Origin of the sequence: Paenibacillus sp. J14, assembly GCF_000518465.1 — a bacterium.
GTDB classification, from domain to species: Bacteria; Bacillota; Bacilli; order Paenibacillales; family Paenibacillaceae; genus Fontibacillus; species Fontibacillus barengoltzii.
Genome location: NZ_KI912442.1, coordinates 103770 through 120766 on the forward strand (window position 1 = coordinate 103770; position 16997 = coordinate 120766).

General features: G+C 52.1%; 15 protein-coding genes. 6 read left to right on the top strand and 9 right to left on the bottom strand.

Annotated features, from left to right (window positions below):
• Position 1 precedes the first annotated feature (1 nt).
• The 4 genes from M891_RS0122645 to M891_RS0122660 all read left to right on the top strand — a co-directional run bounded on the left by M891_RS0122645 (position 2) and on the right by M891_RS0122660 (position 6117).
• Complete coding sequence (locus M891_RS0122645; protein WP_028540378.1) at positions 2-1405, top strand: NAD-dependent malic enzyme; 1404 nt, start codon at positions 2-4, stop codon at positions 1403-1405.
• A gap of 198 nt (positions 1406-1603) precedes the next feature.
• Positions 1604-3391 (top strand): S-layer homology domain-containing protein, encoded by a 1788-nt coding sequence (locus M891_RS24770; RefSeq protein WP_028540379.1) that lies wholly within the window; start codon positions 1604-1606, stop codon positions 3389-3391.
• 134 nt (positions 3392-3525) lie between these two features.
• On the top strand, positions 3526-4737 hold the full coding sequence (locus M891_RS24775) for a lysophospholipid acyltransferase family protein (RefSeq protein WP_028540380.1): 1212 nt from the start codon (positions 3526-3528) through the stop codon (positions 4735-4737).
• A 12-nt stretch (positions 4738-4749) separates the two neighbouring features.
• Positions 4750-6117 carry a sodium:glutamate symporter gene (locus M891_RS0122660; RefSeq protein WP_028540381.1) on the top strand — a complete coding sequence of 456 codons (1368 nt, stop codon included), beginning with the start codon at positions 4750-4752 and terminating at the stop codon, positions 6115-6117.
• Between the two features lie 65 nt (positions 6118-6182).
• Here M891_RS0122660 and M891_RS0122665 read toward each other — a convergent pair whose 3' ends face one another.
• From M891_RS0122665 to M891_RS0122705, 9 genes are all read right to left on the bottom strand, one after another.
• On the bottom strand, positions 6183-7202 hold the full coding sequence (locus M891_RS0122665; protein ID WP_036701623.1) for an HAAS signaling domain-containing protein: 1020 nt from the start codon (positions 7200-7202) through the stop codon (positions 6183-6185).
• Positions 7180-7536 carry a PadR family transcriptional regulator gene (locus tag M891_RS0122670; protein WP_028540383.1) on the bottom strand — a complete coding sequence of 119 codons (357 nt, stop codon included), beginning with the start codon at positions 7534-7536 and terminating at the stop codon, positions 7180-7182. The genes M891_RS0122665 and M891_RS0122670 overlap by 23 nt, the downstream gene beginning before the upstream one ends.
• Before the next feature lie 447 nt (positions 7537-7983).
• Entirely contained in the window at positions 7984-9303 is a 1320-nt protein-coding gene (locus M891_RS0122675; protein ID WP_028540384.1) for an ABC transporter substrate-binding protein, read from the bottom strand.
• Between the two features lie 44 nt (positions 9304-9347).
• Complete coding sequence (locus M891_RS0122680) at positions 9348-10508, bottom strand: efflux RND transporter periplasmic adaptor subunit (protein ID WP_016314372.1); 1161 nt, start codon at positions 10506-10508, stop codon at positions 9348-9350.
• Between the two features lie 18 nt (positions 10509-10526).
• Positions 10527-11399 carry a carbohydrate ABC transporter permease gene (locus M891_RS0122685; RefSeq protein ID WP_028540385.1) on the bottom strand — a complete coding sequence of 291 codons (873 nt, stop codon included), beginning with the start codon at positions 11397-11399 and terminating at the stop codon, positions 10527-10529.
• 46 nt (positions 11400-11445) lie between these two features.
• Positions 11446-12363: a carbohydrate ABC transporter permease gene (locus tag M891_RS0122690; protein WP_016314374.1), complete on the bottom strand. Its 918-nt coding sequence runs from the start codon at positions 12361-12363 to the stop codon at positions 11446-11448.
• Positions 12364-12465: 102 nt separating this feature from the next.
• Positions 12466-13572: a sensor histidine kinase gene (locus M891_RS0122695; protein ID WP_028540387.1), complete on the bottom strand. Its 1107-nt coding sequence runs from the start codon at positions 13570-13572 to the stop codon at positions 12466-12468.
• On the bottom strand, positions 13565-14266 hold the full coding sequence (locus M891_RS0122700; protein ID WP_016314376.1) for a response regulator transcription factor: 702 nt from the start codon (positions 14264-14266) through the stop codon (positions 13565-13567). Before M891_RS0122700 ends, M891_RS0122695 begins: the two co-directional genes overlap by 8 nt.
• A 42-nt stretch (positions 14267-14308) precedes the next feature.
• Entirely contained in the window at positions 14309-14680 is a 372-nt protein-coding gene (locus M891_RS0122705; RefSeq protein ID WP_016314377.1) for a winged helix-turn-helix transcriptional regulator, read from the bottom strand.
• 195 nt (positions 14681-14875) lie between these two features.
• Between M891_RS0122705 and M891_RS0122710 the strand changes: the two genes are divergently transcribed.
• Together M891_RS0122710 and M891_RS0122715 are read left to right on the top strand one after the other, a co-directional pair.
• Complete coding sequence (locus M891_RS0122710; protein WP_028540388.1) at positions 14876-16090, top strand: MFS transporter; 1215 nt, start codon at positions 14876-14878, stop codon at positions 16088-16090.
• Positions 16091-16146: 56 nt separating this feature from the next.
• A complete protein-coding gene (locus M891_RS0122715) occupies positions 16147-16989 on the top strand; it encodes an aldo/keto reductase (RefSeq protein ID WP_016314379.1) in 843 nt (280 codons plus the stop codon).
• Positions 16990-16997 lie beyond the last annotated feature (8 nt).

Below are 16997 nucleotides of genomic sequence, written 5' to 3' on the forward strand. Positions count from 1 at the left end.
TATGGCACGTACGTTAATTATTATCCGATTGGAGCTCGACCATAAGAAGGCCAGCTTCGGCGATGTCGCCGCTGCGGTGAGTGGTGCCGGAGGCGACATTACGTCGATCGACGTGATCTCCTCGGCCAAAGGATCTTCGATACGCGACATTACCGTCGACACGGGTGACCAGGACGAAACGGCATTCGTCAAAGCGCTGCGCAAGCTGCATGGGGTCCGGCTGATCAACGTCTCCGATCGCACGTTTCTCATGCATCTCGGCGGCAAAATTGCCATCGAACCAACGATGCCGATTCGTAACCGCGACGATCTGTCGCAGGTGTATACGCCAGGGGTCGCCAAAATCTGCACGGCGATCCACGAAAGTCGAAACAAGGCGTTTTCGCTGACAATCAAACGCAACACGGTGGCGGTCATCACGGATGGAACCGCCGTGTTGGGGCTTGGCGATATCGGCCCGTATGCCGCGGCGCCGGTGATGGAAGGCAAGGCGATGCTGTTTAAACAGCTGGCCGGGGTAGATGCTTTTCCGCTCTGCCTGGATACCAGCGATACGGAAGAAATTATTCGTACCGTTAAAGCCGTCAGTCCGATTTTTGGCGGGATCAATCTGGAGGACATCAGCTCCCCTCGATGCTTCGAAATTGAACAACGGCTGGCGGAGGAACTGGACATTCCGGTCTTCCATGACGATCAGCACGGAACGGCGGTGGTCGTGATCGCGGGGTTAATCAACGCGCTGAAGGTCGTTGGCAAATCGATGTCCGAGGTGCGGGTCGTGGTAAGCGGCGTCGGGGCCGCGGGTGTCTCCATATGCAAAATGCTGCTGGCTGCAGGTGTAACGAAGCTTGTGCCGGTGGACAAGGAGGGGGCGATTGTCCGCGGGGGAACATACGGCTATCCGATGTGGCAGTGGCTTGCGGAGCAGCCGCAGGTGGAAAGCCAGCCCGGTTCGCTGCATGAGGTCTTGCCTGGTGCTGACGTGTTTATCGGCGTTTCTGCGGGGAATCTGCTGACCGGTGAGCATCTGCGGACGATGAACGAGCAGCCAATCGTATTTGCCCTCGCCAACCCGAACCCGGAGGTAGATCCAGAGGTTGGGCTGGCTCACGCAGCGGTCTTCGCAACCGGTCGAAGCGATTATCCGAACCAGATCAACAACGTGCTGGTGTTCCCCGGTGTGTTCCGAGGAGCGCTTGATTGCCGAGCCCGCGTGGTCAACGAAGCGATGAAGCTGGCTGCAGCACAAGCCATCGCCTCTGCCGTTACCGATGAGGAACGAAACGAGCAGTATATCATCCCGAGTATTTTTAATGATCAGGTCGTTCCGCTTGTGCGCAAAGCCGTCATCGAAGCGGCCATTGCCACCGGTGTTTCCCGGCGTATTCCACCGGATTTCCGGTGACACCACGCAAGTGGATACCCCATCTCGCTATACTTCCTTTCTTGCCCTTTTGCCTTGTGCAGTAAGGGCTTTTTTATGTTTCTAAATCAAATAGCCTAAAATTGGATTGCGCAAATCCGAAATTAAGATATATTAATTTTAGACAAATATCGAGGCATCTTGGTAAATTTTTCGGTTTTATATGAAAGGGGAATGTAAATGAGGAGAAAGCTTTACGCCAAAGTGATGGCAAGTGCGGCCCTGCTTAGCACAATTTCGCTGCCAGCCCATGCTGCAACTCAATTGTCGGACATTAACGGCTCTTATGCGAAAGATGCCATTATGGAACTGGTCAACAAGGGGATCATTAACGGAAAAGGAGACGGGAAGTTTGATCCGACGGGGAAGATCGAGCGTCAAGACTTTGCGATCATTTTAGCCAAAGCCCTGCAACTGGATACGAGTGAAGCCCCGGCAGCCGCTACATTCCGGGATGTGCCTACGACTCACTATTCTTTTGCTTATGTCGAAGCGGCGGCCAAAGCCGGATTGATCCAAGGTCTAGGGGACGGAACCTTTGGTAACGGCGTTAATTTATCGCGACAAGACATGGCGGTGCTATTCGTTCGCGCCCTCGGCGTAGATGCTGCTGGGAAAGCGAGCGAGCTCAAATTCTCCGACGCCGGCCAAATTGCCGATTATGCCAAGGACGCCGTGGCCGCCGCAGTGGAGCTAGGCTTGATCACCGGCACCGGCAATGGACAATTTAATCCAACCGGGAATGCAGAGAGACAAGCCGTCGCCCTTGTCGCCAGCAAATTCCTGAAGCAAGTGGAAGAGAAAAAGCAAAGCGAAAGCAACCAAACACCTTCCACTGAAGAACAGCCTGCACCTCCAGCCGAGCCGGACAAGCCCGTCGCACCTCCAACGACGCCTTCGGTGCCGAGTTCGGGAGGCGGTGGGGGGAGCTCCTCACCTGATGTAACCGCTCCAAGAGTATCATTGTTGTCTTCCTCACCTGTTCGGATTGGGGATGATGTCCAAGCCCGCAGTAATGAGAACGGTACTCTCTATCTTATTCCCGAAGGCCCCACACCAAGATCACGATCTGAGTTGGAATCACTTAGCTCTGGTCGCGGAGTTGCTACTTCTACGGCCAATGAAATTACACGTATCCCGACCTCTGAACTGTTTAGTGGGACCTACCGGGTTTTTGCGGTGGATACCGCCGGGAACGTCTCCGCTCCATCGGCTGCAATCGAACTCGTTGAGTCGTCTGGCGAATACAATGTGTGGCCGAAACCTGAAGCGAAAATCTGGCTGAACAGTGGATCTTCCGCTAACACTTTCCTTTTGGACAGCGTATCATCGGATCCATTAACCTACAACACTCGCAATATTAACGACTTGATCGAAATTAGAGACGGTGCAACCGAGCTGCGAATTGGAGACTACTTGGGAGCAAATTGTTTTGCGGTGATTGATCCGTCTAATCCTGATCAGAAGGTAGCTAACCTTCTTGTCGATTCATCAAGCGATTTAATTGAATGGCTGGGGGATGATCCTAACGAATTAGGTCTAATGATCCGAGCAAAAGAAGGGGCAAATCAACATAGTGAAGCCTTCATCGAGTTCACTCTTTGGAGCGATGATAGCCTAGTGTTAGGCCGTGCTGAGATTCCTATCCTATTCGACGATGAGGCTCCTACTGTAACCAACAGCACCTACGAAAATGGGGGGATCACATTGGAATTCAATGAGGAGGTTCTTGTTAGAAACCTTAATCTCACATATTCTTTTGATAACTTCGACTCCTCCGAATTTATGACACCCGGAGCTGACTATGATCTAAACACACTCGATAATATTACTTATCGAATTGAGCTAACGGATTCATTTCTTTCTAATCTTACTCTTCCTGTAGAGGTTCGGATCAGTTTCACCTCAGCTTATGATCGTGCTGGTAATTCTCTTGATGCGGAGCCAATTGATATAGCTATCAATTAAGCCTCCCCCCAAGAACGGCCCCCTGGCCGTTCTTCTTTTTTCTACACCAATAACTTCCCGCCGCCGAATTTGTCCAAAATATGATATAACAATATTAATGTGTTTTTTGAAATTCATCTTCAGGATGTGACCCTGTGAGCATAGAGAAGAAACCGGGAAAAATCGCGCAGCGACTTGTATTGTCCGCTCTACGCGCATTTCTCCAAAGCCGCTCCCAGATCAAGGTGGTACGCAACGATACCGTGGGCTTGAAGCCGCCGTATCTGATTTTGGCGAACCATGTAACCAACTGGGATCCGTTCTACATTAATTGTTACGTGGACGAGCCAATCAGCTTCGTGACCGGAGCTTCCCTGTTCCGAAACCCGTGGCTGGCTAAGCTGCTGAATTACACCGGAGCGATTCCCAAAATGAAAAATAAAAACGATACGCGCACCATCCGCAGCATGATCAAAGCCAAGCAGAGCGGACGCGTCATCGGCCTCTTCCCGGAAGGAAACCGGAACTGGGACGGGACGACCGAGCCGTTGTTCTATTCTACAGCCAAACTCGTGAAATTGCTGGATGTCCCGGTGGTCATCACCACCATTTCCGGCGGTCACCTGTCCTCTCCCCGTTGGGCGGAGAACCATCGCAGGGGGCCCATTCACCTCTCCTTCGAGAAAAAATGGGACGCTGGTGCATTTGCCAACCAATCCCCCGATGAGATCCATCACCTGCTGACGGAGGCGTTGGCGCATGACGATGCAGAGTGGCAATCCCAGACTGGCGCAGCCTATTATGGCAAAGCTCCGGCGCATTACCTGGAGCGCTTGCTGTTCATCTGCCCGCACTGTGAAGTCCCAGGCCGCCTCCGCTCCGAACAGGACTTGTTCGGCTGCACGGCCTGCGGCTACACCGTTCGCTACACGCCACAGGGCAAGTTCGCCCCGTTTACCCATCCCCTGCGCTTCTCGACAACGCGGGGCTGGAATCGCTGGCAGCTGGAACGGCTGAATCAAGTCATGCAAGAACCCGAACAGCTCGCCTCCTGGGAACCCGTCATGCAGGATCCCGTGCATATGTATGTTTCGGAGGGAGAGAAGCCTTTTCAATCGCTGGGAACAGGACGATTGCACTGGAACGCGGATCAAGCAGATTCTCTTACGTTTCAAGGGGATCACGGACAGGTGTATTCCTTCCCATTTGTCGAGTTGGAAGGGATCAACGTCCAACTTCACCACAAGTTTGAGTTTTACGTGGGAGATAAGCTGTATCGGTTCCTGTTTTACCAACCACGCACTTCAGCTTACAAATGGCTCAAATTTATTATCGCGCTGGAACAACGTTTCACCCGGCACAACTAGGAGGGTCTCTCTTTGGATAATTCATGGTCTTTCGTGATTGACTTTACGCTGCTGTCTTTGCTGATGGTCGTATCGGCCATCCTGAAGGCACGTATTCCGCTGTTACGCAAAATCATCGTCCCCACCTCCATGGTAGCCGGCATCCTTGGCTTAATCGTGGGTCCGGAGCTGCTCGGGTGGCTTAAATTCGATCTCGATCGTCTGGGGCAACTGGTCTACCATCTGATGGCGATCGGATTCATTGCCCTCTCCCTGAAGGAGCGGGAGGTGTCCAACAGCCCGGCGGTCATGAAATCCGGGATGCTTATCGTATCGACATACCTGATCCAAGGGCTCGCGGGATTTGGTCTACTCTTGATCCTAACGGAGCTGTTCTATCCCGGAATGTTCCCAGGTATCGGTTTACTGCTTCCTCTCGGCTATGGACAAGGCCCAGGGCAAGCCTATTCGATCGGCAGCCGTTGGGAGGCTTTGGGGCTGGAAGGCGGCGCCAACCTTGGTTTGACCATCGCCGGATTTGGTTTCATCTGGGCCGTAATTCCCGGAATCATTCTGATGAACATCCTGATCCGCCATCCGAAATTTAAACAGACGACATCCCGGCCACACAAAGAACGCACCGAGGTTACGGAAAAATCAGAAGAAGGCGAAATTCCGCTCAGTGACGCGATCGACAAGCTGACTTACCAAATCGCGCTGATCGGCTTTATATACCTGGTGACTTACTTGACGTTACGCGGACTGGAGACGGTGCTGACTCCGCTCGGGACCTATGGGGAAACACTGGCCCAATTGCTGATAGGCTTCCACTTCCTCATCGGCAGCCTGTACGCGATGTTGTTCCGGTGGATTCTCAACCGTTGGAAGCAAGCGGGCTTTCAGTTGGAGCACTCTCCGAACAACTACCTGCTGCAGCGGATCTCCGGATTTTCCTTTGATTACATGATCGCCGCCTCAATTGCAGCGATCTCGATCTACGCACTGAAGCAATACTTGACGCCGGTGCTCATCCTAACGACAGTTGGCGGGTTAGTCACGGTATGGTTTATGGTTTGGTTAGTGCCGCGGGTGTTGCCGGAGGATAAGTTGCCGAACGTCCTCGGTTTCTACGGGATGCTGACCGGAACGATTTCCACCGGACTTGCGCTGGTCAAAGCCGTCGATCCGAAATTCCAATCGAATACGACAGACAACTTAGTTATGGGCAGTGCCTCCGCAATCATGTTCGGTTTCCCGCTGCTGTTGATCTTAAACATCCCAATCGTTGGGTATCTGCAAAATCAACCGGTGATGTACCTGTACACCTTTGGCGCCCTATTCTTGTATTTCGCAATTCTCATGGGCTTGCTGCTGTACCGGTCCCGAAAAGCAACGGCTTAAGCGAGCTTCCAAATGATAGGCCCCGCTCTCTTTCACCCAGAGAACGGGGCTTTTTCGGATGGTGTTTATTTCGCCGTATGGGGAAGGTTCGCTTTGCGGAACCCTAGATAACTGTCCAGAGCTGCGACTAACATGTAGACGAACAATACAAGCCACATGATCCAACCGGAGTTAAAACCGGACACGCCCGATCTGAAAATATCCTCCAGCTTCGCGATAAACCCGGGGGACAACAGCTCCCCCTTGCTGATGACCGTGCCGAATACCACCAACGAAAGGACGTGGTTGGCCACGTTCAGGAACGCGATCTTCACATTCCATTGGGCCGCGATCCATTTGTAGATCGCCAGAGCCGCATCCAGCGCAAGAATTACTGCGATAAACGGCCAATACAACAGCAACACGTCTTGATTAAAAATGGGTGTTGTCATTTCTATGCCGTTTCGACCTTTCTCATATACACCAATTAACCGATCTGCATTGAAATACACGCTCCCCCAAATCGCCGTCCACATGAGGCTGGCAAAAACCTCACTTTTCTTAATCACTTTCTGCACTGGGATATACCGGGTGTCCTTCAAATCATCCGACGTCCAGGCCTTGAACTTGCTGTTCAGCGGCAGTTCGTTGCCAGTTCCCGTGCGCTCCAGAATGACAAACGCCAAGGTAATCCAAAATACGGTCTGCACCCCCGCGCTGAACACTGTCCCTATCGCTTTGCTGAGCAGGACAGCCGCAGCCTCAGCGGGAACCACATCACCGGAATACGTAATGATTTGATTGGCAATCAGCGACAAGAGAGTAATTACAACCACAATGGGGACAATCATTTTCAAGACCTGAACATAAGTCTCATAGAAGCGCGGCCCGATCAAAAATGCGGGTTGATCGCGATACTGCGCGGCCAATACGGCCGGATCCCCCAATTGCGTCAGCGCCTCCTTCACTTCCGCCTCGCTGGGTTCCTCCGGCAGCATATCCTCAATTGTGGAGCGGAGTTCCAGCGCGATGTCCTCTCGGGTCTTATCCGGCAGGCGACGAGTTACTTCGTAAACGTAAAGCTCAATCAGATCCGACGGTTTCATCATTATTCTCCCCCTTCAACAACGTGTACAGCTCCTGGGAGGTCTTCTCCCATTCCACCTTCAACTGCTCAAAAATCTCCAAGCCAAATTCACTCAACACGTAGTAACGGCGCGGACGGCTCTCCGTTGTATCCCAGCTGCTTGTCACAAGTTCCTGCTTCTCCAGCCGGCGCAGCAGCGGATACAGCGTGCTTTGATCAATGGTGATCCCGGACTTCTCCAGCCGTTGAACGAGCGAATACCCGTATTGCGGCGTCCGCAACTGGCTGAGCACCGCCAAGGTTAACGTTCCGCGACGGAGCTCCGTGATCAAGGAATTTAATAGGCCGTTCATCCTTCCACCTCGTTGTCTCATCCTGTTTTTTATTTACTGCAATCTTATACTGTTTTTCGCATACTGTGCGTCATACAATATATCTTATACTATGCATCATACACTATTAGTTATCACCAAGCAATAGGCGATAACCAATATTTCCTGATCATATTGCCGTCAAGCGGTCCTTTTGCGAGCCTCTTTACATAATTATCCCTTTCGTTCAGTGACAAAAAGAAGGTGAGATCAAGGGCATGAGGGAGGTGAGGTATGGTGAGGTGAGGTTGGCCTGAGCCTGAGCCAGCACCTGATCTCTAATCACGTCATCGATCCTGTGAATGGTCATGAGATACGCACTCCCTGATGCAACGGGATAATCATCAAAAGAAGCTGGCAGAGGTACCTAACGAACGGCGCGTAAGCGACAAAAAAATCCCGCCTCTCAATGAGGCAGGATCCTTTACTTTATTCGTTCAAAAACGTAGTTACCCGGTTTTGCATTAACTTCGCGGCTTCCTCCGCAGATTTCTGTCCGCTGAAGAAGGCAAGCGATTCTTCCCCGACGATGGAGATCACCTTGGCTTCAAGCGGCGAATATTGGTCCACCGCATCCAGCATTTGACGAAAGCGATCAAATTCCTCGTCCGCGGCCTTAACAGCAGCTCCATCCGGCAGTTTGTAGCTGCCGTCCGCAATTTGCTGCTTTATGTCATCCAGCTGCTGCGAATTGATCGAAGAGAGCAGCGAGAACCCCTCGCGCTCCGGTAACTTCTGCGCTTCCTCCGACAGGAGAAAGCGGATCAGCTTCCAGGCCTCTTCCGGAACCTGGGATTTCGCCCGGATCCCAAACAAACTCGTCGGAATGATTCGCATCGTACCGGATTGAGCGGGGTTATGCGGTTTCTGCATGAGGATCGGGTGTTCAAAATACTGATGAGGCACGTCAATAACATCCTTCGGATCACGTAATACCGCAGAATAAAACAGTTGCTTTCCCGAACCCGCCGACTCTTCGGTCATCACGCCATCATCATACATCTGCTTCACTTGATGCAGCAGCGCGATAAATTCCGGGGAATCGAACTTGGCTTGTTTGTCGCTCGTATCGACATAGGCTTCATAGTTATCCACTGTCATTTCCTGCATGAGCATATCCGGCGGATATTCCGTCATCGCAAAGACCTTCTCATTCCCCTGCGTTAATTTTTTCGCTATTTCTGCAAAGTCCTGCCAAGTCCAGGTTTTCTCCTGAATGTCGGCCTCTTTCAAAGCATCGCCATCGCCGATGAACGCCCTCAGGGAAAAACCTCCTGGGATCGCATATAAACCTCCGTTCTCCCTCGCAGCATCCAAAATATTTTGCTGGAGATCCTCCTTCTTGATGGATCCATCCCCGCTAAGTGACGAATCCATATTCAGCAACAAACCTTTGGCTATATATTCGCTTATTGGCAGGCTCTTCATTTCAATGACGTCCGGTCCTTGTCCTGAGAGCAGTGCGGTGTTGACCGATTTGCGATACTCCTCAATTTCACCCGCCTTCCATTCCTCTCCGGCTTGTTTATAAGCCTGAATAATCAGGTCGATGTCAGGGAATTTGGCCTCAAACTTCCGCTCCAGCGCAGTATAAAACGGGCTTGCCTCCTGAACCGATAAGGTAAGCACGGTTTTGCCCTCTTCTCCAGCCGGGTTCTTCCCTACAGTATCCGTCGCTCTGCTGCACGCAGCCAAAGCAATCGATATAACCAATGCCGCAATAATTGTCTTCCCCATCCGTTTTTTCATGGTTTATTCTCTTCCTCCTCTGCTTCATTTCGATCGCTGATTTTCTATTGCAAACGAACCCGATTGCCATCCTGTAAAGGTTCACTGCTCTCCAGAATGATCCGCTCTCCTTCAAACAGAAGATCTGCCGGGATCATCGTTTCCGCTTCATTCGCTTCACTTTGCTTAATCGTCACCTTTCGGGCGACAAACACATTGCCCAACGCCCCGCGCTGCTCCTCCACCTTAAAAAGAAAGCGCGAATCGCCTTCGCGATGAATCGCTTCATTTGGAACAACCCAGCCCTGCTCGGAGGACGTCTGTTCCAGCCGAACCGTAACTTGCTCCCCTCCTTTCAGGGCAGGATCAGCTACTCGGATACGCAGCCGCCTTTGCGGCAGCGTCGCCGATGTTCCGTCACCTTCCTCCGGTGAACCTGTGATTCGAGAACCTGCGTTAGTGATGTCTTCGACCACGCCCTCCAGTTGACGCGGCGGTTGTTCACTGGCAGCGGCCACCTCAACCTTCACCGCTTCGCCGGTTGCGATCCGAAGACGGTCGATCACCTCGGCATCCCCGATGATATCCACACGGTAGCCTGCACTTGTACTTGACACCACCACGTCCGGGAGGGAGGTGGAAGCCACCCCAACCACCGCGTTGACCTCCGTAACCACCCCGTCAAACGGGGCGACGAGCTCGCTGCGGCTTCTGATCTGCTCACGCAGTCTCTCGATCTTCCGCTCCTGTACCTGGAGGTCAAGCTTGCGAGTTTCGATCTCCCGTTTGGCTTCTCTCAAGCCGGTTTCATCCCCGCTCACCGTGGCCTCGATGAACTGATCCTGAATCGTTTCGAGCGCGATTCGCTGCTTTTTCAATAGCGCCATCTCATCTTCCAACTCCCGCTCGGCATCAGCACGATCGTATAGTACAAGCTTCTGCCCCGCTTGAACATCAGCACCTTCCTTCACCAGTACCTTCTTAACCTTCCAACCGGCCGGGTTGATCAGCTCTGCCTGCTTCTTCGGCTGCAATATCCCGGTTCCCGTTAACCGATAAGTTATTCCGCCGGCTGCTGCTGGGGACGTTCGGACCTTTGGCAAGGTCATCGATTGCAACGTATTACTGAAAAAAGTGAAAAACAACAAACCTCCCATCAAAGCCATAAAGGTGGTAATGATTATTTTTTTGCGTTTACGATCCGTTTGATCTTTCCCAAGTTCCATGACGCGACTTTATCCTCCTTACCCCTTGATGCCAGAAAGCTGCACGCCTTCGATGAAATAGGCCTCGGCATAAAGGAACAGCAGCACCATCGGCGACATATACAACATCGAAGCCGCGAACACAGTTCCCCACTCGCCGCTTAATCTCGATAAGAAGACCGATAACGGCTGCCGAAGCGGATCCAAGAAGATCAGCGGCTGCTCGACCATATTCCAGTAATCGACGAACAGGAGCACCACCAGCGCAGCAAGTCCCGGCTTAACCATCGGGAGAATGATTGTCAGGAATATCCTCAGATGACCGGCACCGTCGATCTTGGCCGCCTCGATGTAGGCGTACGGGATATGCAGCATAAATTGACGCAGCATGAAGACCCCAAACGCAGCAAAAATACCCGGCAGAATCACCGCCGTCGGACGGTGGATTAACCCCAGCCAATCGGCCATGAGATAATTCGGGACCAGCGTCACCTGAAAGGGCATCAGCATCGACAGCAAGAAGATCAGAAAAATCGCATCTCGACCCCGAAACCGCAGTTTGGACAGCGCATAGGCCGCCATCGCAGCGACCGCGGTTTGTCCAACGATAATCGGTAAGACCAGCTCCACGGAACGCCAAAACATCAGCAAATAATTAGGGGTATATACCAACAGCCTGCCGTATTGCGCCAAGGTCACCTGATCCGGTACCCATTTGAGATTGATGAAGGTATCAGCTTCGGTCGAAGCCGCCTCCGTCAGCTCCCCCATTGGACCATAATTGATTTCAAGCTCCTGCTCGCTCATCAGCGAGTTCGTGAATGTAATGATGACGGGAAAGAGGAGCAGCACGGCGAATAAGCCTAACATTCCCGTCAGCACAGCTTTTTGTATCCATTGAATTGCCTGCACGCCCGGCCTCTCCTCTCTATGAGCTATATCCTCACGTCCTGTCTTACTATTCCATGAATTGCCGGTATCGGCGTTCCAACCCAAACAATCCGAGAACAATCGCAAGGATCGCGCAGACCATCAGTACTGCAGCAGCCGTCAGCTTCTGGATATCCATCGTTGCAAACATGTTGTTCATGTAATGCTGAAGCATATAAATGCTGTCATGCGGATAATCACCCGCCAGCAAATACGTCTCCCGGAAAACCTTAAATGAATTGATAATCGACATGATCACTACGAAGAACGTGGTCGTCGTTAAGTAGACGAGCGTGATTCCAAAAAACTGACGAACCGGTCCAGCCCCTTCAACCTGTGCCGTCTCGTAGTAGTCCCGAGGAATTTGCTGCAAACCCGCCAAGAACAAAATGACGTTGTAGCCGAGGTTCTTCCACAAATACACCATGAGGACAACGTAGCGGGCGGCATCGGTCTTCATCCAATCCACGCGCTGGATGCCGAAATGGCCAAGCAGGTAGTTTAATGCTCCGTTCCAATCAAACACCATCTGCCAAATGAGAATTACCGACGCCACCGGCACAACCAGAGGAAGCACATAAGCGGTGCGCAGCCACTTCCGCAGGTAAACATGCCGGTTCAGGAGCAGGGCCACCCCCAGCGATAATCCCAACAGCAGCGGGACACCCAACGCACTGAAATACAGCGTGTTGACTGCGGCCTTGCGAAACGAAGCGCTGTCCAGCAGGTCGCGGTAATTCGCCAAGCCTACAAAGCTTCCGCCAGAGGTGCCGCTCTGAAAGGAGTAAAATAAACTCATGCCAAACGGAATCAAATAAAAGAGCGCGAACCCTGCTACGCTTGGTGCCAGAAACAACCCCGCCGTTGCTGCATCGCTGCGCCCCCACCTAGCGAATCCCGATAGAGCTTGGCTTATGGGCGCACGCCAAAAACCCCACTTTCTCATTTCCCAATCCTCCTACCGTTCTTGCTCTTTCAGCTTAAGGCGGATTGATAAAATCAAAAGTGGGGTAAAACTAAAATTTTCCTTAAGTTTTGTTCGATTCACTTATCTAAGCTTCGGTAACCGCACCTCAAACTCCGTGCGAATCAGATCGCTTTGCACCGAGATGGTGCCTTCGTGTTGCTCTACGATATTTTTGGCGATAAACAGGCCGAGTCCGGTGCTGCCTTCCTGATGCGTACGCGCTCGATCACCGGTGAAAAACATATCAAACAAATGGGGCAGCTCGTCCGGCGGGATGGAATCGCCATAGTTGGTCACCCGCACGACTGCCTCATCCCCGTCTAGCTTTCCATGAACGTCGACGTATTCCCCGTCTTTGCCGTAACGAACGGCATTGGACAATAAATTCTCAAATACGCGGGCCAGCAGATCGCCGTCGCCGGAAATCATCAGCTGCGGTTCGGTGTTGAGACGAACGGTCAGCTCATTTTTTTCAAATACAGGGTACATCTCTTCGGTTAATTGACTCAGCAACTCGCTCAAATCCAACGGCCGGCGGTGGATGTTCAGCTTGCCATAATTCATTCGCGTCACTTCAAATAACTCATCGATCAGCTTCTCCAGACGCTGTGATTTGGTGTAGGCGATGGTGGTGTAATGCTTCATCTGATCGGCAGTCAGGTCTTTCCCCTGCAGGATGAAATCGAGATAGCCAATGACTGAGGTGAGCGGGGTTCGGAGATCATGGGCCAGGTTCAGCACAAGCTGCTCCTTGCTGTTCTCGGCAAAATCGCCCCGTTCCACCGCCTGCTGCAGCTTCTCGCTGGCCAAATTGATGTCCCGCGCAATCTCTCCGAACTCATCCCCGGAAGGAATATGAACCCGATGGGTGAAGTCTCCTCCCGCCAGCTGATTGATTCCCCGGGAAATCTCCCGGAAATACGCGACATAACGTCGAGTTAACAAGTAGAAGTATAAGAACGAGAGCGGGATAAAAATCAGCAAAAACACGTTGATGTCACCGATCTGGCGCATCATTAGCCGCACGTTATACAATGGGTCTTCACGCAGCAGGGTATGATAATACTCGCGCAGCGCTAAATAAATGAGAAAGGTTGTCCCTGCGGACAATATCATGCTCAGTCCAAATAATCGGATCATTTGGAAGCGAAAACTGCGAAATTTCGGTTTATCCGTATGGTTATCCATTGAATGTATACCCTACTCCCCAGACGGTTTTGATCAGCTTGTTCTTGTGCCGGTCTTCCCCCAGCTTCTTACGCAAGCTTCGGATATGCACCATAACCGTATTTCCGCCTTCATAATAAGCCTCCCCCCAGACCTTCTCGAAAATATGCTCTGAGCTGAACACCTTCTTCGGATGGCTGGCCAGCAGGACTAAGATATCAAACTCTTTGGGCGTCAGCTCCACCGGCTCGCCGTAGAGGAACACGGTCCGGTGCTCGGGGTGAATCACAAGCCCTCCGGCCTCCAACACGGTCTCATTCGGAGGCGCAGCTACCGACGGGTTCAGGTGGATAAAGCGGCGCAGTTGGGCGTTCACCCGGGCCACCAGCTCCATCGGGTTAAACGGCTTGGTCATATAATCATCCGCCCCACGTACCAGACCGGTGATTTTATCTAAATCGGTTGCTTTCGCACTTAAAAAAATGATCGGCAAATGGTGCTTCTCCCGAATTTGCCGAGTCACCTCATAGCCATCAATCTTCGGCATCATTATATCCAAGATTGCAAGATCCACGGATTGCGTCTGAATCACATCCAGCGCCTCCTGCCCGTTGGAAGCTTTGATGCAGCGGTATCCTTCCCGGGCCAGATGCAGCTCGATCAAGTCGGCGATTTCCGGCTCATCGTCCGCAATCAATACCGTGATAGGTTTCATCGATCATCGCTCCTTTTCATGCACAGCATAACCGAAGAGACCTTACGATTTCAAATGTTCATTCAGCACGTTCTCTTCCAAAACATCATAGCTGCCATACACCTTGCGGATATGCTGCTCTCCCCAGGAGCACAGCGCATCCAAGATTCCTCGCAAGCTCTCCCCGTATTCACTTAACTCATATTCGACCCGAGGCGGGACCTCCTGGTAAACGATCCGGCGAATGACGCCGTCGGCCTCCAGCTCGCGCAGCTGTTGGGTCAACATTTTTTGGGTGATGTCGGGCATCAGACGTTTTAATTCACTGGTCCGTTTCCGGCCGTGCGTTAAGTGGCACAGGATCACGCATTTCCACTTCCCGCCGATCACCTCCAGCGTCGCTTCTACCGAAATATTGTATTTTTTCTCTTTCATTAAGATGGCTCCCTCTTTTCATAGGCACTGAAAAGTACCTACATTACTTTTCGGTTCCTATATCACTTCAAAGTGCGTACTTCTCAAAAACTACCCTATCTCCCATAATAGCATTTGTCGCTCGATTCTGCATCATTCCCCGGCAGATCAGCGGCGACCTTCAAACCATCATCTTTTTGGGAGGTAGATTGGCTCATGAATCATCAAAGAAGCACCTTGGCGCTGCTCGCCTTGGCCATTAGTGCCTTCGCTATCGGGACTACCGAATTTATCAGCGTCGGTCTGCTGCCTTTGATCGCCGAAGACCTGCATATTTCCACGACGACTGCAGGACTGACGGTTTCCTTATATGCGTTAGGCGTCACTTTTGGAGCGCCGGTACTCACGTCGCTAACCGCAAGAATGTCACGTAAAACGCTGCTGCTATGGATCATGGTCGTGTTCATGCTTGGCAATGCCTTGGCTGCGGCTGCAACCAGTATCGCCATACTGCTCGTGGCAAGGGTGATCTCGGCTTTTTCCCACGGCGTGTTTATGTCGATCGGTTCAACGATCGCCGCTGACTTAGTGCCGGAACACCGGCGGGCCAGCGCGATTTCCATCATGTTCACCGGCTTGACTGTGGCGACGGTCACCGGCGTGCCGCTTGGCACCTTCATTGGTCAGCAGCTCGGCTGGCGCGCCGCTTTTATCCTGATCGTCATCGTGGGGCTCATTGGCTTTATCTCCAACAGCCTGCTGGTGCCAGCAGACCTGCGGAAAGGAGTGCGAACGGCGTTCCGCGACCAGGTGAAATTGGTGACGAACGGACGGTTGTTGCTGTTGTTCCTGATCACGGCCCTTGGGTATGGCGGCACCTTTGTCGTGTATACCTACTTATCGCCGATCCTTCTTGAAATTACAGGCTTTAAGGAAAGTGCGGTTGCCGTAATTTTGCTGATCTACGGTATCGCGATTGCTATCGGCAACATGGTGGGCGGCAAGCTGTCCAATCGTCAGCCGGTTCGCGCCTTGTTCTATATGTTTATCGTACAGGCGCTGATCCTGCTGGCCCTGCTGTTCACAGCTCCGTTTAAAATCGCCGGCTTGGTGACCATCTTCCTCATGGGCCTGCTGGCCTTCATGAACGTGCCGGGGCTCCAAGTCTATGTCGTGATGCTGGCGGAGCGGTTTGTTCCGTCCGCCGTCGACGTGGCCTCTGCAATCAACATCGCAGCCTTTAACGCCGGGATTGCCTTGGGCTCGTACCTAGGCGGGGTTGTCACCGACTCTTTGGGTCTGATCCATACTTCGTGGATCGGCGCTCTGATGGTCGCAGCTGCTGTACTTCTTACCGGCTGGAGCCGCGCTTTAGAAAGAAAAGACCGGCAAAATACGGTCATTTCACAACCATCGTTTCAGCATAACTAATGATCTTTTTTCATCACCAAATTGAACTTCAGAAATAAATAGGAGGCTATTTTGATATGATCACCAATTTGCAAGATACCACTACTCTGCACAACGGAGTGAAGATGCCTTGGTTGGGCCTGGGCGTATTTAAAGTTGAGGAAGGACAGGAACTGGTAGACGCAGTCAAGTTCGCCATTACCCATGGCTACCGCAGCATCGATACCGCAGCAATCTACGCGAATGAAACGGGCGTTGGACAAGGTATCCGTGAAGGCTTGCATGAAGCCGGCATCCCGCGTGAAGCCCTGTTTGTCACTTCCAAGGTGTGGAACGCTGACCTCGGCTATGAAGAGACGCTCGCTGCTTATGAAACCAGTCTGCAGAAGCTGGGACTCAACTATTTGGATCTGTACCTGATCCACTGGCCTGTTGCCGGCAAATATAAAGAAGCTTGGCGAGCGCTGGAGACGCTCTATAAAGCTGGAAAGGTTAAAGCGATTGGCGTCAGCAACTTCCAAGTTCACCATCTGCAGGACTTGATGGAAGATGCCGAAATTGTACCGATGGTCAACCAGGTTGAATACCATCCCCGCCTGACACAACAGGAAGTTCAAGCCTTCTGCCGCGAGCACAACATCCAAATGGAAGCATGGTCCCCGCTCATGCAAGGGCAGCTGCTGGATCATCCAGTGTTACAAGAGCTTGCTCGCAAATATGGAAAATCGGTTGCCCAAATCATCCTGCGCTGGGATTTGCAGAACGGCGTAGTGACGATTCCGAAATCAACCAAGCCGCATCGGATTACCGAGAACGCCGACGTATTTAATTTCACGTTGACGGATGAGGATATGGCACGGATCAGCGCGCTTAACGAGAACCTTCGCGTGGGTCCGGACCCTGACAATTTTGATTTCTAAGCCTACCA